The sequence below is a fragment of the Microvirga makkahensis genome (genome assembly GCF_009830105.1).
Lineage (GTDB): Bacteria > Pseudomonadota > Alphaproteobacteria > Rhizobiales > Beijerinckiaceae > Microvirga > Microvirga makkahensis.
The window spans coordinates 1-22,719 of the sequence record NZ_WURB01000029.1; the positions used below are offsets into that span (position 1 = coordinate 1).

Sequence of the window (22,719 nt, forward strand, 5' to 3'; positions counted from 1 at the left end):
CAGCCGCCGGTGCGCGATGCGGGCGGAGATCCGGTGACCCCGGCGCGCGGCTCGGCGGTGCCCACCACCCGTCCCGGCCGCCCCCGCGAAAACGACGGCGGCATGGAGCCCCAGCCCCAGGCGTAACTCTGTCTGCTCGAAGCACACGCGGTCCGGCCGCGTGTGCTTCCGTTTCCCGAGCAACCGCGCATCCTCAACGAGCCACAGGGCGGATTAAAGGGCCGGTCTGCTCCGTATCCTTGAGGCGCCCCTTGCGGGCGCATGAACCGTCCCGTCCGATCAAGGCCCGGCTGAACACTATGATCGACCTCGATGCCCTTGCGGCAACCCTCCTCGACGTCATCCGGGCGCACCGCGCCTGGGCCCCCTTCATCGTCGGCGCGCTGGCCTTCGCGGAATCCCTGGCATTCCTGTCGATCCTGGTCCCGTCCACCGTTCTGCTCCTGGGCATTGGCGCCCTGATCGGGGCGAGCGGCCTGGAATTCTGGCCCATCTGGTTGGGGGCAGCCGTCGGAGCCATCCTCGGGGACTGGGTCTCCTATGCCATCGGATACAGGTTCAAGCACGCCGCGCTGCGGGTCTGGCCGTTGTCCCGCCATCCGCATCTGGCTGATCGCTGCGAGCGGTTCTTCGCCCGGTGGGGTGCCTGGGGCGTCTTCCTCGGACGCTTCATCGGACCGATGCGGGCCGTGGTGCCCCTGGTCGCCGGGATCTTCGCGATGCCGGTCCTGCTCTTCCAGACGGCCAATGTCGCCTCCGCCTTCGTGTGGGCCTTCGTGATGCTCGCCCCCGGCACGGGCCTGTCCGCCCTGGCGAGGTAAAGGACCGATTTACATGGCCGTTGGATTTACATGGCCCTTGTAGGGGCTGCATGGCTCCCCGCTCAGGCGGCGTGCGGCTGGGCAGCATGATCGCCGATGCGTTCTCGGGCGGCGCTTCGAGGCGCCGCCGGTCCTGTTTTCCCGGCCTGCCGCCGTCTCGGATCGCGAGAGCGGCCCCGATCCGAGCAGACATCAGCCTGCAAGGAAGAGTTCGTGCTGGCGCCAAGAGGTGGACGACCTGCGCTCCCTGGGCTTTGCCAGCGCGATCCGCTCCTCGAAGCGTATATGCGCCTCCTTGAGCAGGCGGCGCTTGCGGGCATAGGGCTGGGAGGCTGCCGTGACGTCTCGCACGATGGCGGCAGCGGCGGCGTAGAGATCGGCCGTCGCGGCATCGAGACCGGGATCGCGTTCGAACAGGGAAAGAAGACTTGCCAGGTTCTTTCGCAGGAGCGTCTGGAGGTCGCTGAGATAGGCCTCCTCTCCCCCGGCCTGAATCGCCTTCAGGATCGGAGCGATGAGGTTCAGCTTCTCCTGGATGGCTTCGTTGGGGGTCTTCTCCGTCATGGGCAATCGTCTCCTGTTAGGGGGCCCGCCCAGTCCCTGATTCACAGGATGAGAGAATACCCTTTCAGGGTTAACCGACGGTTTCAGCCGAGGCTCTGCCCCGTCGCAACGCTCCCGGCCTTAGGCGAAACGCTTGGCGCCGGCGACGCAGGCGACGACGAGGGCCGTCGCCGCAATCATCGTCCAGGCGACCGGCTCGCGAAGCAGCAGGCCCGCCAGGGCCAGGCCGAAGAACGGCTGGAGCAGTTGCAGCTGCCCGACGGCCGCGATGCCCCCGAGCGCGAGGCCGCGGTACCAGAAGACGAAGCCGATCAGCATGCTGAAGATCGAAACATAGGCGAGCCCGACCCAGGCCGGCCCGCCGATCCCGCTCCAGGATTCCGGCATCGTGATCAGCGCGATCGCCGCCATCGCCGGCAGCGCCAGGAGCAGAGCCCATGAGATGACCTGCCAGCCGCCCAGCTTTCGCGAGAGCGTGGCTCCCTCGGCATAGCCGAGGCCGCAGAGCAGGATCGCGCCCACCATCGGCAGGTCGCCCGCGAGCGAGCCTGCGCCTCCGTTGGCAAGGGCAAAGCCCGCCATCGTCGCGGCGCCGAGGCACGAGAACAGCCAGAAGGCGGGCCTCGGCCGCTCTCCACCCCGCAGGACGCCGAAGAGAGCGGTCGCGAGCGGCAGGAGCCCGATGAAGACGATGGAGCGGGCCGAGGTGATGTGCTGGAGCGCGAGCGCCGTCAGCAGCGGAAAGCCTACGACGACGCCGAGCGCGACGACGGCGAGCGGTCCGAGATCGCCGCGCCGGGGCCTCGCCTGCCGGAGCACGACGAGGAGGGCCGCTCCCAGAAGCGCGGCGATCGCCGCCCGCGCGGAGGTCAGAAACAGGGGCGAGAAGTCGCCGACGGCGACCCGCGTGGCCGGGAGCGACCCGCTGAAGATGATGACGCCCAGGAGGCCGCTGCCCCATCCGTCGGTGGTTCGATCCATGACGCCCCTCTCTTTCAGAGGCTGATCCTAGAATGACGAGGCTGTTCCGCCAGAGACAATGCGATACAATCCGTCAAAACTGTATTGATATGATCACCCACACAATCGGCGGAGCACCCATGAAGGACGGACACGGGACACGGACCGGCGAGGTCATGGCGGCGATCCGGTCGAAGGTGTCGACCCGCGCCCTCGTCGCGGGCGACAGGCTGCCCTCGATCCGGAGTTTCGCCGCGACCATGGGCGTATCCCCGTCCACAATCGTCGAGGCCTACGACCGTCTCGCCGCCGAGGGGCTGATCCGCGCCCGGCGCGGTTCCGGCTTCTACGTTGCCGGCCATGGATTGCCGCCGCTGGCGCTGTCGGAGGCGGAGCCGCGGCGCGACCGGGCCGTCGATCCCTTCTGGGTGTCGCGGCAGTCGCTCGATGCCGATCCCGCGGCGGCGAAGCCCGGCTGCGGCTGGCTCCCGGCGGATTGGATGCCGCACGGCGCGCTTCGACGGGCTTTGCGGATTCTGGCGCGGGCGGAGGATTCGCTGCTCGCCGATTACGGCGGCACGCGCGGCTCGCCCGCCCTGCGCCGGCTGCTGCTCGGCCGGTTCGCCGCGGAGGGCCTTGAGATTGCCCCCGACCGGATCATGCTCACGGGCTCGGGGACACAGGCGATCGACCTGATCTGCCGCTTCCTGCTGAGGCCCGGCGATACGGTGCTGGTGGACGACCCGTGCTATTTCAACTTCCGGGCGCTGCTGCGGGCGCACCAGGTCAGGATCGTCGGCGTGCCGTACACACCGTCCGGCCCGGACGTCGCCGCCTTCGAGACGATCCTGAGCGAGGAGCGGCCGCGTCTCTACATCACCAATTCCGCGCTCCACAACCCGACCGGCGCCACCCTGTCGCCGCAGGCGGCCTACAGGGTCCTGAATGCAGCCTCGGCCCATGACCTGACGATCGTCGAGGACGACATCTTCGCCGATTTCGAGCCGGAACCCTCGCCGCGATTGGCCGTGCTCGACGGGCTCGACCGTGTCATCCGGATCGGGAGCTTCTCGAAGACCCTGTCCGCCTCGATCCGCTGCGGCTACATCGCCGCGCGGGCGGATTGGATCGAGTGCCTCGTCGATCTCCAGGTGGCCACGAGCTTCGGCGGACCGAGTCCCGTCGCGACCCAGCTGATCGCCGGCGTTCTCGCCGGAGGCGGCTACCGCAAGCACATGGAGGAACTGCGCCAGCGCCTCGCGCGGGCCAGACATGAAGTGGCGATCCGACTGGAGCCCCTCGGCATCCAGCCCTGGCACATGCCGCGCGGCGGCTTCTATCTGTGGTGCCGCCTGCCGGAGGGCCGGGACTCCGCCGCGCTTGCCCGCGCGGCCGTGGAGGAGAACGTAGTCCTCGCCCCCGGCAACGTGTTCAGCGTCTCGCAGACGGCCGGGTCCTTTCTCCGCTTCAACGTGGCGCAGTCGGGCGATCCGCGCATCATCTCCGTTCTCGGCCGGGCCATGGGGGTTCATCGTGCCGCATGAAGCCGTCACGGTCACTCGGCACATTCAGAGGCGCGGCCGCCCATGCCCTGCCGAGAGGATGCTTCGGCGAGGCGGATCCGGCTCGCCGCTCAGACGGTGCGGCAAACCAGAAAGAGGGCTGTACCCACAGACAGGCGCAGAATGCGCTTGAGCATCGGACGTGAAGAGCGGACCCGCTTTTGGGATCCACTCCGATCCTCCGCTCTTGAGGAGCGCATCGTTCGGCACGCCCCGAAGGGCCGCGTCAGTGAAAAACCGGGTTTTCGTTCCCGCATGAGGCGCTAGCCTCTGGCTCGCATCCGGGGCATGTCGTCCTGCTCGCTCTGCCGGGCTCTTCGATCGTCCGCGATGAAAGCCGCGATGGCCTCGCGGGACATCGGCTTCGCGATGAAGTAGCCCTGGGCCTGGGAGGCGCCGGCCAGACGAAGGGCGTCGAGCTGTTCTTCCGTTTCCACGCCTTCCGCCGTCGTGCTCATCCTGAGATCGTTCGCGAGGCTGATCGTCGCCTTGACGATGGCGCGGCTGTCCGGCGACCCCGTCATGCCACGCACGAAGGACTGATCGATCTTGATCTTATCGAAGGGGAAGCTCCTCAGATAGCTCATGGATGCGTAGCCGGTACCGAAGTCGTCGAGTGCGATCGAGACGCCAAGGGCTTTGAGCCGTTTGAGCGTCGCGGTCGACTCCTCCGTGAGCTTGACCGTCTCCGTGATTTCCAGCACCAGACGGCTAGCCGGCAGGCCGGAGGCCGCCAAGGCCTGCTTGACGCTCGTGAAAATGTCCCGACGCTTGAACTGCATCGGAGAGAGATTGACCGCAACCTTCAACGGGAAACTCCAGGTCATCGCCGTCGAGCAGGCCTCCTTGAGGATCCAGTCGCCGATCGGACCGATCAGGCCGGATTCTTCCGCGGTCGGAATGAACTCAAGTGGCGGGATCATTCCTTTCGTCGGGTGCTTCCATCGCACCAGGGCCTCGCAGCCCCATATCCGGTTTGTCGCCAGATCGAGGATCGGCTGATAGAACAACTCGAATTCGTTGTTGTCATGGGCGCTCCTCAAGGCTCCCTCGAGTGCGCGGCTTTCTGCCCGAGCATCCTTGATGGTCGGATCGTACAGGCGGTAGCCGCTGTCGGGATCGGACTTTGCCGCATACAGGGCGGTATCGGCCGACCTCATGAGCTCGGTCGAGGTCTTGCCGTCGGAGGATGCTGTCGCGACACCGATTGAAAGGCCAGCCTCCACTTCCCTGTTGTTGACCGTGCATGGAACCTTCATGGCGGCCTGAAGGGCCACGACGAGATCTATGATCTGCTGCCTGCCTCCGGCGACCGGCCGCTGAATGATGGCAAACTCGTCGCCGCCGATGCGGGCGATGAAATCGCTCTTTCTGAGACGTTCCCGCAGACGCCTCGCCACGGTTTGGATGACCTCGTCTCCCGCCGCGTATCCGTGATTGTCGTTGATGTCCTTGAACCGGTCGAGGTCGAGAAGGTGCAGCGCAAAATCCGTGCCGGACCTCTGAGATGTCAGGAACGTTCGTTTCAGCTCCTCGGTAAAGTACAGCCTGTTGGGAAGCTTGGTCAGAATGTCGTGGCGCGACAGGTAGCGCTCGCTGGCAGCGCGGAGAATGCCGGTCTTGACGTGCCTCAAGCCCAGGAGGCTCGTCGTTTCGATCGCGACATCCATGAAATAGGCCATGAACCGGATCAGGCGGGCTTCGAGGCGCCGCCCTGCCATGAGTTCCGCCACGGTCCTGCTGACTGCGACGCCGGCTGGGTAATGGGCGAGAGGATGAAGGGCGATCAATCGTTCTTTCCCGTCGATCCAGCTGACATCGCGGATCAGCGTCTGGCTGTTCCTGGCGATCATCCGTTGCAGAGGGGTGTTGGGTCTCCAGATTCTGCGTCCGATCGCTCCCTCGGCATTCGGATGACGGACCAGAATGATGCCGTCGCGCCTGTAGAGCGTGATCGCCAGCGAGCGCGTCCTCAGGTGCTCGCCATAGATCCGCTCGAAATGGCCGATGTCGATGGTGGCTACGATGATGCCGAGGAAGTTTCCCTCGGCGTCCTTGATCTTCCGCGCGAGGGGGAAAATCGTTCTGCCCGTCCCCTGGACCCTTCTGGGTTCGCCGAGGGACATGATCAGCGATTCATCCGTCGAGAGAGCCCCATAATAGGATGTGTCCTTCAGATAGATGGGCTCGGCTTTGGGGTTTGGATTCGATGTGCCGACGATCCGCCCCCGGGCGTTGACGAGATCAATGCGGATGATCTGGGACAGGGAATGGGCCGCGCCGACCAATGTGGCCTTCGTGGTCTGAGACGCGGCGAAGGCGTCGAACTCGCTCGCCTGGAGGCATGCTTGCGGAATCCTGCCGACGACGTCGCGCAGAACGGTCTCGACGGATTGAAGGGCCTCATCCGTCTGCTCCTGAAGAGCACGCGCGAGGCCGGTCAGATCGCCCTCCGCTCTCGCGAGATCGCCGCCATACCCGCGCGCGAACAGGATGGCTGCGCCGAAAACGGCGGCAGCCGCGGCAACGATGCTGAGGGAAAAGATCAAATAGGCTGACACAATGGAGTTCGGCTCGGCTTTTTCGGACAATCTCCGGCACCATTGGCTGGGAATTGTCGTTATTTCGTTAACTGGGAGCCCCGAGGCGAGCCTTGGCCGCGGGTCGTCCCGCCGCCCTCAGGCCGGACCGGACACCTACCCTGCCGAAACTTCGGCGAGAGGAGCGTCGACTGTGCAGACCACCCCGGTCGGAGCGAAGCTGATCTCGGCGCGGCCATTCAGATCGTGAGCCAGGCTGCGCTCGATGAGGCGGGTGCCGAACCCCCGCCGGCGCGGCTGCTCGACGGGCGGCCCGCCCGTCTCGGCCCAGACCAGGTGCAGGCGCGGGGCTTCCTTCCCGGTGAGCCTCCATTGGACGTTCACCTCTCCGCTGGTGTTGGAGAGAGCGCCGTACTTGACTGCATTCGTCGCCAGCTCCTGCAGGGCCATGGCGATGGCGAGGGCCATGCGGGGAGCGACCCTGACATCCGGCCCCTCCATATGCAGCCGCCTCCCACGCTCCTGACGGAAGGGGGCCATGGCTTCGCGAACCACATCCCGGAGATTGGCGCTCTCCCAGTTCTCCTGGGTCAGCACGTCATGAGCCCGTGACAGGGCGAAGAGACGGGCCTCCAGAGCAGACCGGGCATCCTCCGTCGTGTCCGCGTTGCGCAGTGTCTGGGACGCGATCGACTGGACGGTGGCCAACGTATTCTTCACCCGATGGTTCAGCTCGTTGATCAGGAGCCTCTGGTGTGCCGCACCCTTCTTCTCCATGTCGATGTCCAGCACCGCCACGACGCTGGCGACAACCTTGCCCTCGTCGTTGCGGATGGGAGCCGCCGCAAGCCTCATCCAGGCCATCGTTCCGTCACCGCGCCGGTACAGGTACTCTTCGGGCTCCGTGATCTCGCCGGTCAGGAGCGCCCGGGCGACGGGATACTCGTGCGGCTGGACTGGCCTTCCGTCAGGATGATGGAGCCCCCATTGCGGGTAGGCATCGAAGTCGGGGGTTGGGTGAATCGGATGGCGGAAGATCCGCTCCGCATGCGGGTTTCCCGTCACCACGCGACCCGAGGGGGCCTCGGTGATGATGATTCCGACCGGCACGTTCTCCAGCACGGCCTTCAGTCGGGCTTCGCTGGCGCTCAAGGCTTCGGCCGCCTGCCGGCGTTCGGTGACGTCGCGGAAGAATACGGCGACGCCGCTTCCCTCGACCGGAAAGATGCGCAGCTCGAGCCAGACGCTGCGCCCGTCGAAGACATAACAGTGCTCGAGGGTAACCGGCACCCGCTCCGTCATGGCCTTGCGATAGGCTTCCTCGGCGGGAGTTCCGAGCAAGCCAGGCCAGACCTCCCAATGGGAGCGGCCGACGATCTCGCTCTCGGGGCGACCGTCGATCCTCAGCCCCTCGCTGTTGATCTGGATAATCCGGAAGCCCGGGTCGAGGAGGAGGAAGCCCTCTGTCATTCCCTCCAGGATGCCCCTGATCCGGGCTTCGCTTGCCCTGAGCCTCTCCTCGGATAGCTTGGCTTCGGTCACGTCGCTGCCTTCGGCGAAGATGCCGAAGATGCGCCCATGGGTGTCCCGGATCGGCTGGTAGACGAAGTTGACGAAGCGCCTCTCCGGCTTTCCGTGCGGCTCCCGCTGGAGCGTGAGCGGGATTCCGTTGCCGACGAACGCCTCGCCCGATGTGTAAACGGCGTCGAGGATTTCCCTGAAGCCTTGTTCGGCCACCTCGGGCAGGGCCTCGAGCGCCGGCTTGCCGAGAATGTCGCGATGGCCCACGAGCTGGTAATAGGAGGCATTCACCATCTCGAAGGTGTGCTCGGGACCGGTGAGCATGGCCATGAAGCCTGGCGCCTGGCGGAACAGCTCGCGCAGACGCTCGCGCTCGCCGGCGACCCGCCGCTCCGCGAGCACCTTGTCCGTCGTCTCCGTGCAGGCGCAGAACACGCCGGCGATGGCGCCTCTGTCATCCCAAACGGGGTTGTAGGAGAAGCTGAACCAGGTGTCCTCGGGATAGCCGTTCCGCTCCATCGGAATGAGCAGGTCCTCCTGCCAGACCCCGTTGCCGGACAGGGTGCTGTCCACCAGAGGGGCGATCTGTTCCCAGATGTCGGACCACACCTCCGCGAAGGGCAACCCCAGCGCATGGGGGTGCTTGGCGCCGAAGATCGGGATGTAGTCGTCGTTGTAGAGGAAGGCGAGCTCGGGCCCCCAAGCGATGAACATGGCCTGCTTTGCGTTGAGCATCAGGCGCACGAGGGTGCGCAGGGATCGCGGCCAGGTCCCAGGCTCCCCCAGGGGCGAGGCGGACCAGTCGTGCGCGCGCATCCGCGCGCCCATCTCTCCGCCGCCTGAGAGGAAATCGGGTCTTGCGGGCGCCTCTCCGCCGGACAGCTTATCGAGCATCGGCGGCCCCTCGAGCGGGTGCCAGCTTCCGGTACATCCGCCGCTCACGCCCCTCCAGGAGACGGCGGGCGGCGCGCACGTCCTCGCCGCCGACGGGCGCCTCGGACTCCGAGGCAAGCGAGACATTGTGGGGTTTGCGGATTCTCATGAGGTCCGGTGAGGGGGCAGGCGGGCATCGGTTTGTGCCCCTGAATTAGCCTGCGGCTGCGCGAACACAAGGGTTCGTCCATGGCCACTTCGCCTCATGCGGGAAAAAAGGCGAACCTGTCGCCATGTTGAACCTGCTCCTACAACCAATTCGCTTTCGACGCGTTATCTCTGTTCGGTATATCGAGGCTCCTATCTCTTGCCCTCGAGCGCGAGAGGATCATGCTTCTCGGAGAACGGCGCAGCCTCCCCATCCCGGCCGAGCCGCCGAGGGGCCATAGGGCCAACCGGTTCCTGGCTGCGCTGGAGCCTGACGACTTGGCCCGGCTCGAGCCGGAGCTCGAGATCGTGGACCTGCGACGCGGCAGCGTGGTGTACGACACCGGCGACGCCATCCGGAATGCCTACTTCCCCATGAGGCCATCGTGTCTCTCGTCGGAGCCATGGCGGACGGCCGCATGGTCGAGGTGGCGCTGTTCGGGCGCGAGGGGTTCTGCGGCTATCTGGGGGCTCTCGTCAACCGTGAGGCCTTCGGGCGTTATGTCGTGCAGATTCCCGGCACCGCCTCGCGGATCGACATCGAGCGGCTGCACGAGGCGATCCGGGTGCGCCCAGCCCTGCGGCGGCAGGTGTTCAGCTACAGTGACGCTCTGCTCGTCCAGGCCTTTCAGACCGTGGCCTGCAACGCCATTCACCCGGTCGAGGCCCGGTGCTGCCGCTGGCTCCTCAGCACCCGTGACCGGATGGACCAGGATACCCTGCCCCTCACGCACGAGTTTCCGTCCGAAACGCTGGGCGTCCAGCGCTCCACCCTGAGCGCCGTCCTGCGCAGCCTCCAGACCTCGGGGCTCATCGTCCGGCAGCGGGGCGGGATCGTCGTCACGACCTGCCGGCTCTCGAGCGGGCGGCATGCGAATGCTCCGGCAGGATCCGCTACCATTTCGAGAAGCTCCTGCCCGGCACTTACGCCCCTCCTGACCGCATCGGGCTGAGCGCATCCATGCCGCCGGCCCTGTTGGCGTTCTCCACGGCCAATCCTCGACGCTGGAGGCATCGTGCGGACCCGGAGGGCCGCGCCTGCGTCATCCTTCGGCCGCCCATCAGCGTGCAGGATCGTTCCGCACATTCCGTCCGGGCCTCATGCAGGCTCCATTCCATGCCGGCATTTTGCCGCTTCCGCTTCGGCCGAGTTCAAGAAATCGATCAGGGCCCAGGCCTCCTCCGGCCGGGACGACGTGCCGGAGATGCCGGCGGCGAACACGGTCACGGCCTGGATCTCCGGAGGCAGCGGACCGAGGATCTCGATGCCGGGTATGTGCAGCAGTTCACTCATCTGCTGCAAACCCAGATCAGCCTCCCCTCGTGCAATCATGATGCCGACCGGCACGCCCGGAGGGGCCTGGAGCAGGCGCTGCGAAACGGAACCTGCAACACCCCAGCGATTCAGCAAGCGCATGAGGTGGTCGCCGCTCGGACCGGTGGAGTAGCAGACCTTGCCCGCGCTCAGGATGAGGCTCCTGACCGCCTCCTCGTCGTCGATCCCGGCTCGTGGCGCACCCGATGGAGCCGCGACCGCGATGCCGGAGCGCGCGAAGGCCGCCCGGGAGCCGGGGACCACATGCCCCTCCGATTCCAGCTGCTCCATCACGTTCGATGCGAGGACGACGACATCCGTGACCTCGCCTGCTCGGATGCGCCTGGCGGCTTCCACGCCGCCCATGGAGCTGATCGCGACCGGAATCCCGGTCCGCTCCTCGTACGACCCGGCGAGATCGGCGAGGATTTGCCGGGTCGCCATGGACGAAACGCCATTGATCCGATCGGTCATTCATCCCTCCAACGCGGAAAGCCGCGCTGCGCCAGGCTCAATCGATGTATGTCAGCCCGGCCTTGGCCAGCGGTTCACGCATCTGGTACAGGTCGAGCCCGAGAATGCCGGATGCCAGCTTGGCACGCTTGCTCTCCTCGTTCGCTTCGCGCGCAGCTGCCGCCTCCGCCGTTTTCTGCACCCGGTCGGCGGGCACGACCACGATGCCGTCGTCATCCGCCACGATGGCATCGCCCGGCTGCACCGCCGCGCCCGCGCAGACGATCGGAACGTTCACCGAGCCGAGGGTCGCCTTGACCGTGCCCTTCGCCGAAATGCACTTGCTCCAGACCGGAAAGCCCATCCCGGCCAGCGTCTTCACGTCGCGCACGCCGGCGTCGATGACAAGCGCCCTCGCCCCGCGCGCCATGAAGCTCGTCGCCAGGAGATCGCCGAAATAGCCGTCGGTGCATTCGGCCGTGATCGCCGCCACGACGATGTCGCCCGGCTGGATCTGCTCGGCCGCCACATGCATCATCCAGTTGTCGCCCGGGTGCAGCAGCACCGTGACCGCCGTCCCCGACACCTGGGCGCCGGGATAGATGGGGCGCATGTAAGGCTTCATGAGGCCGACACGGCCCATGGCCTCGTGCACCGTCGAGACGCCGTATTGAGCGAGCCGATCGACCGCCGCGCGATCTGCGCGGTCGATGTTCCGTCTGACAATTCCAAGTTCGGTCATGAGATGATCCTTTACCGTCCGCGTGCCTTCAGGGCCGCATCCAGGCGCGGGTAAACCCGGCGCGCGTTGCCTTCGTAGATCTTGTACCGGTCTTCGGGGCTCAGATTCCTCGCCGCCTCGATGTAGCGCTTCGTGTCGTCGAAGGGGTATCCGGTCTCCGGATCGACCCCGCGCACCGCGCCGATCATCTCGCTGGCGAACAGAATGTTCTCGACCGGAATGACGCTCGTCAGGAGATCGATCCCGGGCTGATGATAGACGCAGGTGTCGAAGAAGACGTTCCTGAGAAGGTGATCGCGCAGCTCGGGCTTCTGAAGGGCCTGTGCGAGGCCGCGATAGCGGCCCCAGTGATAGGGCGCCGCGCCGCCGCCATGCGGGATGACGAAGCGCAGCGTGGGGAAGTCCCTGAACAGGTCGCCCTCGATGAGCTGCATCACGGCGGTGGTGTCGGCGTTGATGTAATGCGCTCCCGTAGTGTGAAAGCAGGCATTGCAGCTCGTGGACACGTGGATCATGGCGGGAATGTCGAATTCCACCATCTTCTCATAGATCGGATACCAGTGCCGGTCGGTCAGAGGCGGACTTCTCCAGAAGCCCCCGGTCGGATCGGGGTTCAGATTGATTCCGACGAAACCGAACTCCTTCACGCATTTCTCGATCTCGGGAATGCAGGTCACCGGATCGACGCCCGGACTCTGCGGCAGCATGGCCGCACCGGCGAAGTGGTCGGGATAAAGCTGCGTGACCCGATAGCAGAGCTCGTTGCAGATCGCCGCCCATTGCGAGGAAACCGAGAAATTGCCGATATGGTGAGCCATGAAGCTCGCACGCGGACTGAAGACCGTCAGATCCAAGCCACGCTCCCGCATCAGCCGGAGCTGGTTGCTCTCGATCGACTCGCGCAGTTCATCGTCGCTGATCCTCAGGTCGGAGGCCGACGGCCTCGCCGAGGGGTCATGAATGCCGGCGATCTGGCGCTTGCGCCATTCTTCCAGGGCTTTCGGAGCTGTCGTGTAATGGCCGTGACAATCGATGATCATCGCAATGCCTTTCGGATCGGTTTCATGTGACGTCGAGGTGCACTCAAATGTCTTGCGAGCTTACGGGACGAGGAGTCCGCGGCTGCACGAAAGCTGCTCCGGGATTTCAGAGCAGCGGCACGCCCAGCAGCATGCCGAAGCCGAACTGCGTCAGCGCCCAGAATACGATTCCCGTCCCGATCGCCCAGAAGGGCTTGTCCCCGCGCTCGAGAACGATGACCATCAGCCCCGCGCCCAAGCCGAGGGCGACGGGCATCCCGATCCAGTGAAACGAAGCCACGGCCACGAGGGTCAGCACCAGGAGCGCCAGCGCCACGGGACGGGCGAGCCCCCTGGTACCGTCGCGGCCCACGACGATCTGGAGCAGATAGATCAGGCTCAGGCCGAAACCCAGCGCCGCGACGGCGAGAGGCAGGAAGGCCGAGCCCACATCGCCTGCCGCGCGCACGGGCGGCATTTGCATCGCAATCCAGAAGAACGCGGCAAAGAAGGCGAGAGCCGCTGCAACGACGATCAGCTTTTGCGCCAGCGGAAGGGCGGCGCTTCCACCGCCCTCCGATCGAATCGTCCCGAGCGAGCTCATTTGACGAGCCCCACCGACTTCAGGAACTCGGTCTGGTTGGCAAGCTGCCGGTTGACCAGCTGGGTGAAGGCCTTCTCGCCGAGGTTGATGTTCTCCTGCTTCTCGCGATTCTGGAAGTCGAGCCAATCGCGAGAGGCTTCGACCTTGTCGATGGCCTCCTGGATCCTGGCGACGATGTCGTCGGGAGTTTTGCCGTGGACGGCCACGCCGCGCCAGATGGAATCGACGATGTCGTATCCCTGCTCCTTGAAGGTGGGCACCTTCGGGAAGAAGTGCGAGCGCTCCTCCGTGGTGATGCCGAGAAGGCGGACTTCTCCGCTCTCCACCTGGGACAGGCCGCTCGACGGCGTCATGATGGCCACATCCATGTGGCCGCCGAGCAGGGAGAGCGGGACCTTGCCGGAGGCGTCGTGCGGGATCCAGCCCGACTCGAACTTGCCCATCTTTCCGAGCTGAAAGAGGATGAACTGATGGAAGCCTGCGGGGGCGTGCCCGCCGACCCGCAGCTTGTTCGGATTGTCGCGCATATAGGTGACGAAGTCGTCGAGGGTTTTGAGCGGGCTGTCGGCGCGGACGGCCACGGACGACGGCTCCGCCTGCATGGCGCGGACGTAACGCAGATCTTCCAGCTTGAAGGGAATGAGACCTTGCGCGATGCCGAAGGTCAGCGTCCCCGTGCACACGAGAAGGTTGTAGCCGTCCGGGGCCTGGGCCAGAACCGTCGACACGCCGACGGCTCCCGATCCGCCGGGACGGTTCTGGACCGCCACGGTCCAGCCGGCCTCCTTGGTGAGCAGCTCCGCGAGTTGCCGGCCATAGGTGTCGAGCGCTCCGCCCGCGCCGGACCAGATGACGAGATTGACCGTTTTCTCGGGAAAGCCCGCTGCTGCGAAAGCACCTTTGATCCGGAGCACCAGGGGGGCCGCGCCCAGAGCAGTCAGCAGCGAGCGGCGGGTCGGATTGAATGGCATGATGGTTTCCTCCTTGTTGTTTCTCAGGCGGCTTTGATGCGCTTGTCGCGCCGAGACCGCCACATGGGGTAAAGGATGCTTGCCAGGCTGAGGGCCAGGAAGACCGCCGAGACAGGATCGGTGAAGAAGATTCCGTAGGAGCCGCGAGAGGTCACAAGAGCAGTGCGGAAATTCGTCTCCACCAGATAGCCGAGCACCAGCGCGAGCACGACCGGCGCGACCGGGAAGGAGAGCTTCTTCATCAGGTACCCGAGGACCCCGAAGCCGACGGTGAGCCACACGTCGAATGCAAGGTTGCGGAGGGAGTAGGCACCCAGGATCGCGAAGATCAGGATTCCGGCGGCGAGCACGGAATCGGGCAGGTTGATCACGCGCGACATCCACGGCAGCGAGACCGACGCGATGAGAAACATGACCACGCAGGCGAGCAGCAGGCCGAGAAGGATCGTGTAGACGAGAACGGGCTGCTCCGCGAAGAGCTGCGGGCCCGGGCGCAAGCCGTGAAGGACGAGCGCGCCGACGATGACGGCGGTGGTCGGCGAGCCGGGCACTCCGAGCGCCAGCAGCGGAACCATCGCGCCGCCCACCGTCGCGTTGTTCGACGCCTCGGGGGCGGCGATGCCGTGCGGCTCCCCTTCGCCGAAAGCGAGCTTGGGGTTGCGCCGCATCGCATAGTCGCGAGCGACCCAGCAGGCGATGTTGCCGCCCACTCCCGGCAGAATCCCGAGGAAGGTGCCGATGACCGAACCGGATACCATCGTGCGGAAGAGTTCCTTCCATTCCTTAAGCGTCAGATAGACCGCGCGCACGGCTCCCTTGGAGACGCCGCCGCGCGTCTTGCCCGCGCTCTCGGCCAGAAGGAAGCTCTCGGAGACGGCGAAGAGGCCGATCAGAACGGCCAGCATCGGAATGCCTTCGAAAAGCTCGATCCGGCCGAAGGTGAAGCGCGGCATGCCCGCGATCGGGTCGATGCCGACGAAGGCGAGCAGCAGGCCCAAAGCGGCGCCGATGAGGCCTTTGACGAGCGATCCGCCGGACAATGCGGCAACGGAGGTCAGGCCGAACAGGCCCACCGCGAAGTAGCTCGCCGGGCCGAACTGCAACGCGAGCTTGGACAGCGGCATGGCCAGGAAGAGCAGGGCGACGCCTCCGATGAGGCCGCCGACGGTCGATGCCGAAAGCGAGATGGCAAGCGCCTTGTTGCCCAGACCCTTCTGGGTCATCGCGAAACCGTCGATCGTCGTGGCGGCCGCCGCAGCCGTGCCCGGCGTCGAGAGCAAGATGGCCGAGATCGAGCCGCCGTACTCCGCTGCCATGTAGAGGGAGATCAGCAGCAGCATCGAGTTTTCCGGCGACATCGAATACGTGAAGGGGATCAGAAGGCTGACGCCGATGGACGGCCCCAGGCCGGGCAGAGCCCCCACGACGATGCCGATGGCCGCGCCGGCGATGACCGACAGAAGCCCGGACAGCGAGAACAGCACGGCGAGAGTATCAACGAGGACCTGCATGCTTAAGCCTCGGATCCGGCCGCAGGTCGCTCGACGGCGAAACGATGGTCCTGGACACCGATCTGCTCGGGTCCTTCGAATGGCCGGAGCCCACCCATAATATTTCCTCCCTCCCTGCCGCCTCCCATGCGTATCTGTATTTCTAGGATCATGGGCTCTCGACCGCAGGCGCGGACGCGGCTCGCCCGATAATCAGGCACATAGGAGGAAAACTTGCGCCATCTTGCTGCGGGATGGACGCGCGTGGATAATAGAACCGACGAAATATGATATAAGATTTAATGAAACGGCTCGCACAATTCCCCAACCTGCGACACCTGAGGATGTTCATGTCCGTCTGCGAGCTCGGATCGCTCAATGCGGCGGCGAGGGGCCTGAACATCGCTCAGCCGGCCATCACGCAGGCCATTTCCCGCCTGGAAGATGTCTACGCGGCGCCGCTTCTGACGCGACGAAGCGGCGGGAGCCAGCCTACCGAGGAAGGCAGGATTCTCTGGCGACGGTGCGAGCGCTTCTTCCGCGTCCTCCAGAGGGGAATCGTGCTGGCTTCCGAACGGGCGGCTGCGCCCACCTTGACGCAAAGCAGCAACATCCTGTCGCGCCTGACGGCCGCGCAGATCTTCACGCATATCTCCGTGAGCCAACACGGCTCGCTGCTTCTGGCGGCGAAGGCGGACGGACTTTCGGTCTCCGCCCTTCATCGGGCCGCGCGCGACATCGAACGCAATCTGGGATACGAACTCTACGCCAAGACGCCTCAAGGGCTCACGGTCAACCGGGCCGGCGCGGAGCTTGCGCGACAGTTTCAGATCGCATTGCGCGAGATCGCGGCGGCGGAAGAGGAGCTGAAAGGCTCCGACGGGTCCCTGAAAGGGCGGGTGCTCATCGCCTCGCTTCCCATGATCCGGTCTTCGATCCTGGGCAAGGCCATCAATCGTACCCGGGCGCGAGCGCCGCGACTGGATTTCGTCGTTCTGGAGGGGGTTTACGACACGATGCTGAAGGCCCTGCGTTCAGGCGAAGCCGACATGCTCATCGGAGCGATCCGCCAGCCGCCGCCCGTCGACGACGTGACGGAGACCTATCTTTTCGGCGATCCATACTCGATCATTGCGCGCAAGGGACATCCGCTCGACGGAAAAGACGTCTCCCTCGACGATCTGGCGGCGTACGAATGGGTTGCTCAACGGGATGGAACTCCCGTCCGCAAGGCGCTCAATGCCCTCTTCGAGGGACGGGACGAGGGACCCCGCGTGAGAATCGAGGCGCCGTCGACATTGCTGATGCGGTCTATTCTTCTCGACAGCGACGCCTTGGCGGTTCTTTCCGTGCGGCAAGTGGCACTGGAGGTCGGGCTGGGGCTCCTCACGCCTTTGCGCTTTCACGTGCCTGCAGGACGTGCCATCGGCATCACCATGAGGAGCGATTGGCTTCCCAGCAGGACGCAGCTGTTTTTCCTGGAGAATTTCTATGAGGTTCTTTCCGAGGAAATTCAGGGGTTTGTTCCTCCAAGATAATGCTATTTCACATTTTCTTATAAAGAATTGACGACTTTCGATGAAGCCTTCGCGCAGATTTGGATGCACAAATCCCGATAGAAGGAGGGCGGCCCGTGCCCTGCGGATGGGTGGCGCCTCGAGGATGGTCCTCAAGCAGACCGGCCCTGCATCCAGAACCGGAGAACCCATATGAGAATCGCATTCATCGGCTTCGGCGAGGCCGCACGGGCCTTCACCGACTCCCTCCAAGGCCGAGGCGAGGCTGAATTCACCGCCGCTTATGACATCAAGCAGGATGGGCCAATGGCCGAGGCAGCCCGGTCGCGGGGCCTGCGGTTCGAAGCCTCGGTGAAAGCGGCCATCGAGGATGCGGATTGGGTCTTTGCGGCCGTAACCGCGGACCAGTCTCTCGAGGCGGCTAAATCCGCGCTCTCGGCGCTGAAGCCGGGCCAGCTCTACATCGACATCAATTCCGTCTCGCCTGGGCGCAAGAAAGAGACGGCGGAACTCGTGGAGGCGACCGGCGCGGCCTACCTCGACATGGCCGTCATGGCTCCCGTGCATCCGCGCGGTCATGCCACTCCCGTGCTCATTGCGGGCAGGACGGCCGCGGATCTCGCGCCCACCCTCGCCGCACATGGTTTTTCCTTCGAAGCCGTGGGCAACGACGTGGGCGCCGCCACGGCGATCAAGATGGTCCGCTCCCTCTTCGTGAAAGGTCTTGAGGCCCTGACAGTGGAGACCATGCTCGCGGCGCGCGCCTCGGGTTGCCTCGAGCGCGTGATGGGCTCGCTTGCGGAGACCTTCCCCGGCCTTGGCTGGCCGAAGAACGTCGAATACATGTTCGAGCGCACCCTCCGCCACGGCATCCGCCGCGCGGCGGAAATGCGGGAAGTGGCGAAGACCTACGATGAGCTCGGCTTCGTCGGGCGCCTGGCGGATGCCGTGGCCGACGTGCAGGAGAAGCAGGGCAAGGTGGACGCGAAGGATCTCGGGAGACTCGAGATCGGCGACGCCATCGCCGACATCGTCGAGAAGCGCCTCGCCGCCGGCAGGTGACATCCGACGGCGGCTCGGAGGGCACGCACGCGATGCTCGGCAAGGCCAGGAACAATTTCGTGCCGATCCGAAGGTTGCGCGAAGGACGGGCTTTCACAACGTGGAGCAGCAGCTTTCGCCGCCTTGGTTACCGGGTCGCCTTCGGCGGCGTCGGGCAGATGCCGCCGCAGCATTCCACGCCCGGCAGAAGGTAGCGCAGGCAGCACAGCTTTCGCCGCCTGATGCGCTCGTTTTCGTGCGGCAGGTATTTGATCAGGCCGCCCATGGGGCTGCCCTGCCCGTCGGCGGATGCCCTGCTCTCCAGCAGCCCCCTCCCCTCGTCGAGCGCCGCGGGGTTGGCCCTGTCGTCCGCGCGCGCCTGCTGGAGCGTCCACTCGAAGATATCGGCGGCGTTGTTCCACAGCATCCGGGGCGACACCCGGAACCGGTCGGCCAGATGGCGGATCAGCGGCTCCACATGACCCGAGAACAGACGCGCGAACCTGTTCGTTCCCCCGGCACGCTGCGAAGCTCCGTCGTCGGGCAGGACGATGGCGGCCGTCTGGCCGCCCTCGTGCAGCGCGATGCTCACCTGATCCAGCGCCACCGGCAGGTCACGGTCGAGAAAGACGATGGCGGCGGTCGTCGGGATGATCAGAGCCCCGAAATGCCACTGCGCCCACATGGACACGAGCGCGCGCCGGTCGCCGCCGGGATGCACCTCGGCGAAGCGATCCATCAGGCCTTCGGTGACGCCTGCGTCGAGCAGATCGCGGCAGGGGATCGATGAAGGATGCTCGCCCGGGAGCGCGAGCCCGTCCTTGAAGCGGACGAAGGTGCCGGTGAAGCATGGCGCGAGCGAATGGATCATGACCGTCAGGACGCCCGTTGTCGAAGGAGCATGCCGTCGCGCATCTCGCCGGTGTCGGTCGAGCGGCGGCTCAGGAGCGCGCCCGCCGGCACGGCCGCTGCGGCGAGAGCGCCGGCGATCCCGAAGAACGCACCATATCCGAAATGCTGGGCGATCCAGCCTGCGCCGACGCCGCCCACCATGCTGACGAGGGCGTCCATGCATTGCAGCAGCGTGAAGTCGATGCCGGCTTGGCGTGGATCGGAGAGCGCCATGAAATGGGCATAGAGGGCGACATATCCGAGAGCCATGACGGCCGAGGAACTGGCGAGCGCCAGCCCGAGCAGGACAACCCGGGGAATCCCGTCCGACCATGCGGCGACGGCGAGACCTACCAACGCGCCGGCCTGCAGCACCAATGCGATGACCAGGACGGCGCGCGCTCCCCATGCTCGGACCATTGCGCCTCCGAGAAGGGCGCAGGCGAAGCCGATCGCCAGTCCGCCTACTCCGTTGATCACGCCGAGGGAGCTCAGATCGAAGCCCCTGTCGACCAGAAAGGGACCGATCATGCTCAATCCCCATTTCTGCGTCAGGGTGTAGACGGCGGCAAGCGCCAGGCCCTTGCGCATGTCGGAGCGTCTGAGCGCATCGCGCAGCGACGGCTGATGTGTGCGCGGAGCGGCCGGAGCGCGCGCAGGCGACAGCAGGAACGGTAGCCCGAGGAGCACGATCAGCACCGCCATGGCGAGCGTCGCCCCTGTCCAGTCGAAGCGATCGACGAGGACGAGGAAAAGTCCCGATCCGATCGCAGCGCCGATATAGGCTCCGCCGACCTGGGCGGCGTTGCCCCATCCGTGGTGGCGCTCGGAAAGGCTTTCGACCGCATGCCCGTCGCAGGCGATGTCCACCGTCGACGCCGCGAAGGCAATGACGACGAGCACGGCCATGAGCGGCGCCAGGCTGTTTGGGCCGATGAGCCCCACGAGAACGAGGCTCGCCGCCGAGATCATCCCTCCGGCGAGAACGATCGACCGTGAGCGGCTCGGGCCCGTTGCCGGCAGGCGATACCGTTCGAGCGCCGGAGCCCAGAGGAACTTCAGCACCCAGGGCAGGACCGCGAGATAGACGAGGCCGATCCTGTCGAGCGGCAGGCCCCGGTCGCGCAGCACGCTTGGAAGGGCGCTGAAGGTCATCCCCGAGATGATGCTCTGTCCCACATAGAGCCCGCCGACGCCGAGGACGACGGCGGCGGGGGAACCGAAGTTCCGCACGGCGCTCATGTTTCTCACCAGCGATACCGCAGGCTGGCGATGACCTTCCGGCCTTCGTCGAAGTAGCAGTAGTTGGAGGAGCAGACCTGGGGCCTCTCATCGAGCAGATTGGTGGCGTTCACCTGGAAGCGCATGCCCTTCAGACTAGGATCGATGTTCTCCAGATCGTACCGGAGCGCAGCGTCGAGATAGGTGCGCGGCTCGTTCTCGAGGATCGGCCGGTTGAGGTTGTCGCCGAGGCTCGAGCCGACATACCGCACGCCGCCGGCGATCCCGAGGCCCTTCGCAGGCCCCTCCTGCACCGTGTAGTCGAGCCAGAGGGACGCCATGTGGTAGGGCACGCTGGTCAGGCGGTTGCCCTCCGTCTCCGGCGTGAGGCGAAGGATGCGGGCGTCGGTATATGAATATGACGCCTGGACGTTGAGCCCTTCCGCGAGCGATGCGACACCTTCGATCTCGAATCCCCTGGAGCGGATGTCGAGCTGAACCTGCTGGTTCGTCGCGTCGATCACCTGATAGACGGTGGCGTTGTCCTGGCGGAGATCGAAGACGGCCGCGCGGAGCGATGCGTTCGCGCCGGGCAGATCGTACTTCACGCCGATCTCCGTCTGCTCGCCGGTCGTCGGTTCGGCCACGCTGCCGTCGAGAAGCGTGCCCGGATTCGGCGTGAACGACGTGCCGTAGCTGACATAGGGCGCAAGACCGAGATCCGTCACGTAGCCCAGGGCGGCGCGGCCGGTGAACTTGGTGTCGTCCCGGTCGAACTCGAAGCCCGCGGTGTCGTACTCGCTCGAGAGCCAGTCGTGGCGGCCGCCCAGGGTCAGGCGCCAGTTCTGCCACTTGATCTGATCCTGGAGATAGAGGCCGGTCAGGGTCTGGGTCTGCTCCTCCCGATAGGTGAGAGCGGGATCGGTTCCGATCGGAACGATGCCGAAGCCCTGCTTGGAGACGTAGCTGAGGCGGCTGACGTCGAGGCCGCTCAGAATCGTGTGCCCGACTGGGCCGGTATTCACGCGGCTTTCGAGATGAGTGTCGCTGACGATGCCCCAGTTGCTCTCGCGCGTGAGTCCCGATCCGCCGTAGTAGTATTCCTGGTTGGTGCCGAGCGCCGAAAACCTGGTGCGCTGGCGCAGGGTTAACATGTCGTTGAAGCGGTGCTCAAACTCGTAGCCGATGCGGCCCTGCCGCTGACGGAAATCGTTGTAGCGGGCATCCCCGGCGAAGATCCTGGTCGCGCCGATCGACAGGCTGGTGGGATTGCCTGCGGCGTCCGTCGCGTAGTCGTTGAGATAGGCGGCGGTGCCGCCCGTCGTCGCATCCATATACTCGCCGAGGATCGTCAGGGACGTTGCCTCCGTCGGCCTCCAGGTGAAGGCCGGGGCCATGAAGACGCGATCGTCCTTGACGGCGTCGATTTCGGTTCCGGCATCGCGAACGAGACCCGTGAGCCGGTAGAACAGGGTATTGTCGGATGTGACCGGACCAGAGAGATCGAAACTCCCCTGTAGGCGCCCGTAGGAACCGGTCTGCACCTCGACCTCGCGGAACGGGAGGAAGGTCGGTCGCTTGGAGATCAGATCGACGATGCCGCCGGTGCTGCTCGCGCCGTAGACCGAAGCCGCAGGGCCGCGCAGGATGGAAATGCCCTCCAGGCCGTAGGGTTCGAGCCTGAGCAGGCCGTTCGGGCTGTTGACCTGGCGCAGCCCGTCCCTGAACACGCCCGTATAGGTGACGTCGATGCCGCGGATCGTGAAGGCGTCGTAGCGCGGGTCGAAGCCGTATCCTCCCACCCGCGTTCCCGGCGTATAGGCCACCGCCTCGAGCAGGCTTTGCGGCTTGCGATCCTCGATCTGCTTCTGGGTCACCGTGGAAATCGATTGCGGTGTTTCGAGGATCGGCGTGTCGGTCTTGGTGGCGCTCCTGGAGGACGTTGCCACATAGCCGTTGGCCGTGATCGGACCGCTCTGGTCGTTGGCGCGCCCCTGCACCGTAATCTCTTCGAGTTCGATGGGACGCGTCTCGGTCGCCTGAGCGAGCGCTTGGCTTGAAACGAAAACAAGAGCGGACGACGCCAATAACGGGAGCGGGATCTTCACGGCACTGACCTTTTGTTAGCAGTGGTGTCCCGCCTACAGAGCAGATGCCGGGGAGTCAAATACTATAGTTTTGAATTATTTTAATGCAAAACTTCCAGTTTAAAGTAGTTCTATTCTAGTTCGCATCCGCTTTGTCGCGTCAATACCTTGAGATTGCTTAGGGTCAGGATGGGCACTTTCGGCTACGATCCGGGCTTCTCTCTCACGGGACCGAATTCCACCTGGCTCGCTGGAATGCGCCGGAATCCGTCGAGCCATTCGAGCCGGAGGTAACGGAATCGGCCGCTCTGGATCGCTCG

Annotated in this window: 20 protein-coding genes; 5 read left to right on the forward strand and 15 right to left on the reverse strand. The window is 65.3% G+C overall.

Features of this window, described 5'->3' with window-relative positions:
• Positions 1-183: hypothetical protein (locus GR328_RS26950; RefSeq protein ID WP_205790232.1), on the reverse strand; the 183-nt coding region annotated here is incomplete at its 3' end.
• A gap of 119 nt (positions 184-302) precedes the next feature.
• Here GR328_RS26950 and GR328_RS22780 point away from each other — a divergent pair.
• Positions 303-821, forward strand: coding sequence for a VTT domain-containing protein (locus tag GR328_RS22780; RefSeq protein ID WP_160887995.1), 519 nt, complete (start codon positions 303-305; stop codon positions 819-821).
• Between the two features lie 192 nt (positions 822-1,013).
• On the opposite strand, the gene GR328_RS22785 is transcribed toward GR328_RS22780, so the two are convergent.
• Positions 1,014-1,385 carry a hypothetical protein gene (locus GR328_RS22785; protein ID WP_160887956.1) on the reverse strand — a complete coding sequence of 124 codons (372 nt, stop codon included), beginning with the start codon at positions 1,383-1,385 and terminating at the stop codon, positions 1,014-1,016.
• Between the two features lie 120 nt (positions 1,386-1,505).
• Positions 1,506-2,366 (reverse strand): DMT family transporter, encoded by an 861-nt coding sequence (locus GR328_RS22790; RefSeq protein ID WP_160887958.1) that lies wholly within the window; start codon positions 2,364-2,366, stop codon positions 1,506-1,508.
• A gap of 119 nt (positions 2,367-2,485) precedes the next feature.
• Between GR328_RS22790 and GR328_RS22795 the strand changes: the two genes are divergently transcribed.
• Positions 2,486-3,889, forward strand: coding sequence for an aminotransferase-like domain-containing protein (locus GR328_RS22795; RefSeq protein ID WP_246216046.1), 1,404 nt, complete (start codon positions 2,486-2,488; stop codon positions 3,887-3,889).
• A 281-nt stretch (positions 3,890-4,170) separates the two neighbouring features.
• On the opposite strand, the gene GR328_RS22800 is transcribed toward GR328_RS22795, so the two are convergent.
• The 3 genes from GR328_RS22800 to GR328_RS26955 all read right to left on the reverse strand — a co-directional run bounded on the left by GR328_RS22800 (position 4,171) and on the right by GR328_RS26955 (position 9,010).
• Positions 4,171-6,498, reverse strand: coding sequence for a bifunctional diguanylate cyclase/phosphodiesterase (locus GR328_RS22800; RefSeq protein WP_160887960.1), 2,328 nt, complete (start codon positions 6,496-6,498; stop codon positions 4,171-4,173).
• Between the two features lie 105 nt (positions 6,499-6,603).
• On the reverse strand, positions 6,604-8,862 hold the full coding sequence (locus GR328_RS22805; protein ID WP_160887962.1) for a PAS domain-containing sensor histidine kinase: 2,259 nt from the start codon (positions 8,860-8,862) through the stop codon (positions 6,604-6,606).
• Positions 8,852-9,010, reverse strand: coding sequence for a hypothetical protein (locus tag GR328_RS26955; RefSeq protein WP_205790234.1), 159 nt, complete (start codon positions 9,008-9,010; stop codon positions 8,852-8,854). Before GR328_RS26955 ends, GR328_RS22805 begins: the two co-directional genes overlap by 11 nt.
• Before the next feature lie 424 nt (positions 9,011-9,434).
• Here GR328_RS26955 and GR328_RS28385 point away from each other — a divergent pair, with 424 nt between their 5' ends.
• Positions 9,435-10,001, forward strand: a complete 567-nt coding sequence (locus GR328_RS28385) for a Crp/Fnr family transcriptional regulator (protein ID WP_343039458.1) — start codon at positions 9,435-9,437, stop codon at positions 9,999-10,001.
• Positions 10,002-10,147: 146 nt separating this feature from the next.
• On the opposite strand, the gene GR328_RS22815 is transcribed toward GR328_RS28385, so the two are convergent.
• From GR328_RS22815 to GR328_RS22840, 6 genes are all read right to left on the reverse strand, one after another.
• Positions 10,148-10,837 (reverse strand): substrate-binding domain-containing protein, encoded by a 690-nt coding sequence (locus tag GR328_RS22815; protein ID WP_160887963.1) that lies wholly within the window; start codon positions 10,835-10,837, stop codon positions 10,148-10,150.
• 37 nt (positions 10,838-10,874) lie between these two features.
• Positions 10,875-11,558, reverse strand: coding sequence for a 4-carboxy-4-hydroxy-2-oxoadipate aldolase/oxaloacetate decarboxylase (gene ligK / locus GR328_RS22820; protein WP_160887965.1), 684 nt, complete (start codon positions 11,556-11,558; stop codon positions 10,875-10,877).
• A gap of 11 nt (positions 11,559-11,569) precedes the next feature.
• Positions 11,570-12,598, reverse strand: a complete 1,029-nt coding sequence (locus GR328_RS22825; protein WP_160887967.1) for an amidohydrolase family protein — start codon at positions 12,596-12,598, stop codon at positions 11,570-11,572.
• A gap of 106 nt (positions 12,599-12,704) precedes the next feature.
• Positions 12,705-13,181, reverse strand: a complete 477-nt coding sequence (locus GR328_RS22830; protein WP_160887969.1) for a tripartite tricarboxylate transporter TctB family protein — start codon at positions 13,179-13,181, stop codon at positions 12,705-12,707.
• Complete coding sequence (locus GR328_RS22835; RefSeq protein ID WP_160887971.1) at positions 13,178-14,152, reverse strand: Bug family tripartite tricarboxylate transporter substrate binding protein; 975 nt, start codon at positions 14,150-14,152, stop codon at positions 13,178-13,180. Before GR328_RS22835 ends, GR328_RS22830 begins: the two co-directional genes overlap by 4 nt.
• 23 nt (positions 14,153-14,175) lie before the next feature.
• On the reverse strand, positions 14,176-15,663 hold the full coding sequence (locus GR328_RS22840) for a tripartite tricarboxylate transporter permease (RefSeq protein ID WP_160887973.1): 1,488 nt from the start codon (positions 15,661-15,663) through the stop codon (positions 14,176-14,178).
• A gap of 281 nt (positions 15,664-15,944) precedes the next feature.
• Here GR328_RS22840 and GR328_RS22845 point away from each other — a divergent pair, with 281 nt between their 5' ends.
• Both GR328_RS22845 and GR328_RS22850 read left to right on the forward strand, forming a co-directional pair.
• A complete protein-coding gene (locus GR328_RS22845; RefSeq protein ID WP_281352074.1) occupies positions 15,945-17,180 on the forward strand; it encodes a LysR family transcriptional regulator in 1,236 nt (411 codons plus the stop codon).
• 171 nt (positions 17,181-17,351) lie between these two features.
• Positions 17,352-18,221 carry an NAD(P)-dependent oxidoreductase gene (locus GR328_RS22850; RefSeq protein WP_160887977.1) on the forward strand — a complete coding sequence of 290 codons (870 nt, stop codon included), beginning with the start codon at positions 17,352-17,354 and terminating at the stop codon, positions 18,219-18,221.
• A 127-nt stretch (positions 18,222-18,348) separates the two neighbouring features.
• Here the strand turns inward: GR328_RS22850 and fhuF are convergent, their stop codons facing one another.
• Genes fhuF through GR328_RS22865 form a run of 3 tightly spaced genes read right to left on the reverse strand, consistent with a single transcriptional unit; the run spans position 18,349 to position 22,420 of the window.
• Entirely contained in the window at positions 18,349-19,071 is a 723-nt protein-coding gene (gene fhuF, locus GR328_RS22855) for a siderophore-iron reductase FhuF (RefSeq protein WP_160887979.1), read from the reverse strand.
• A gap of 5 nt (positions 19,072-19,076) precedes the next feature.
• Positions 19,077-20,333 carry an MFS transporter gene (locus GR328_RS22860; protein ID WP_160887980.1) on the reverse strand — a complete coding sequence of 419 codons (1,257 nt, stop codon included), beginning with the start codon at positions 20,331-20,333 and terminating at the stop codon, positions 19,077-19,079.
• Positions 20,334-20,338: 5 nt separating this feature from the next.
• Positions 20,339-22,420, reverse strand: a complete 2,082-nt coding sequence (locus GR328_RS22865) for a TonB-dependent siderophore receptor (RefSeq protein WP_160887981.1) — start codon at positions 22,418-22,420, stop codon at positions 20,339-20,341.
• Between the last annotated feature and the right edge of the window lie 299 nt (positions 22,421-22,719).

Excerpts from the sequence above, each read along its gene's own strand:
- GR328_RS22795 (WP_246216046.1), top strand. The coding sequence starts at position 2,486 with ATGAAGGACGGACACGGGACACGGACCGGCGAGGTCATGGCGGCGATC.
- GR328_RS22790 (WP_160887958.1), bottom strand. The coding sequence starts at position 2,366 with ATGGATCGAACCACCGACGGATGGGGCAGCGGCCTCCTGGGCGTCATC.
- GR328_RS22835 (WP_160887971.1), bottom strand. The coding sequence starts at position 14,152 with ATGCCATTCAATCCGACCCGCCGCTCGCTGCTGACTGCTCTGGGCGCG.
- GR328_RS22825 (WP_160887967.1), bottom strand. The coding sequence starts at position 12,598 with ATGATCATCGATTGTCACGGCCATTACACGACAGCTCCGAAAGCCCTG.
- GR328_RS22845 (WP_281352074.1), top strand. The coding sequence starts at position 15,945 with ATGAAACGGCTCGCACAATTCCCCAACCTGCGACACCTGAGGATGTTC.
- GR328_RS22815 (WP_160887963.1), bottom strand. The coding sequence starts at position 10,837 with ATGACCGATCGGATCAATGGCGTTTCGTCCATGGCGACCCGGCAAATC.
- GR328_RS26955 (WP_205790234.1), bottom strand. The coding sequence starts at position 9,010 with ATGAGAATCCGCAAACCCCACAATGTCTCGCTTGCCTCGGAGTCCGAG.
- GR328_RS22830 (WP_160887969.1), bottom strand. The coding sequence starts at position 13,181 with ATGAGCTCGCTCGGGACGATTCGATCGGAGGGCGGTGGAAGCGCCGCC.
- GR328_RS22785 (WP_160887956.1), bottom strand. The coding sequence starts at position 1,385 with ATGACGGAGAAGACCCCCAACGAAGCCATCCAGGAGAAGCTGAACCTC.
- GR328_RS22840 (WP_160887973.1), bottom strand. The coding sequence starts at position 15,663 with ATGCAGGTCCTCGTTGATACTCTCGCCGTGCTGTTCTCGCTGTCCGGG.
- GR328_RS22850 (WP_160887977.1), top strand. The coding sequence starts at position 17,352 with ATGAGAATCGCATTCATCGGCTTCGGCGAGGCCGCACGGGCCTTCACC.
- GR328_RS22805 (WP_160887962.1), bottom strand. The coding sequence starts at position 8,862 with ATGCTCGATAAGCTGTCCGGCGGAGAGGCGCCCGCAAGACCCGATTTC.
- GR328_RS22860 (WP_160887980.1), bottom strand. The coding sequence starts at position 20,333 with ATGAGCGCCGTGCGGAACTTCGGTTCCCCCGCCGCCGTCGTCCTCGGC.
- fhuF (WP_160887979.1), bottom strand. The coding sequence starts at position 19,071 with ATGATCCATTCGCTCGCGCCATGCTTCACCGGCACCTTCGTCCGCTTC.
- ligK (WP_160887965.1), bottom strand. The coding sequence starts at position 11,558 with ATGACCGAACTTGGAATTGTCAGACGGAACATCGACCGCGCAGATCGC.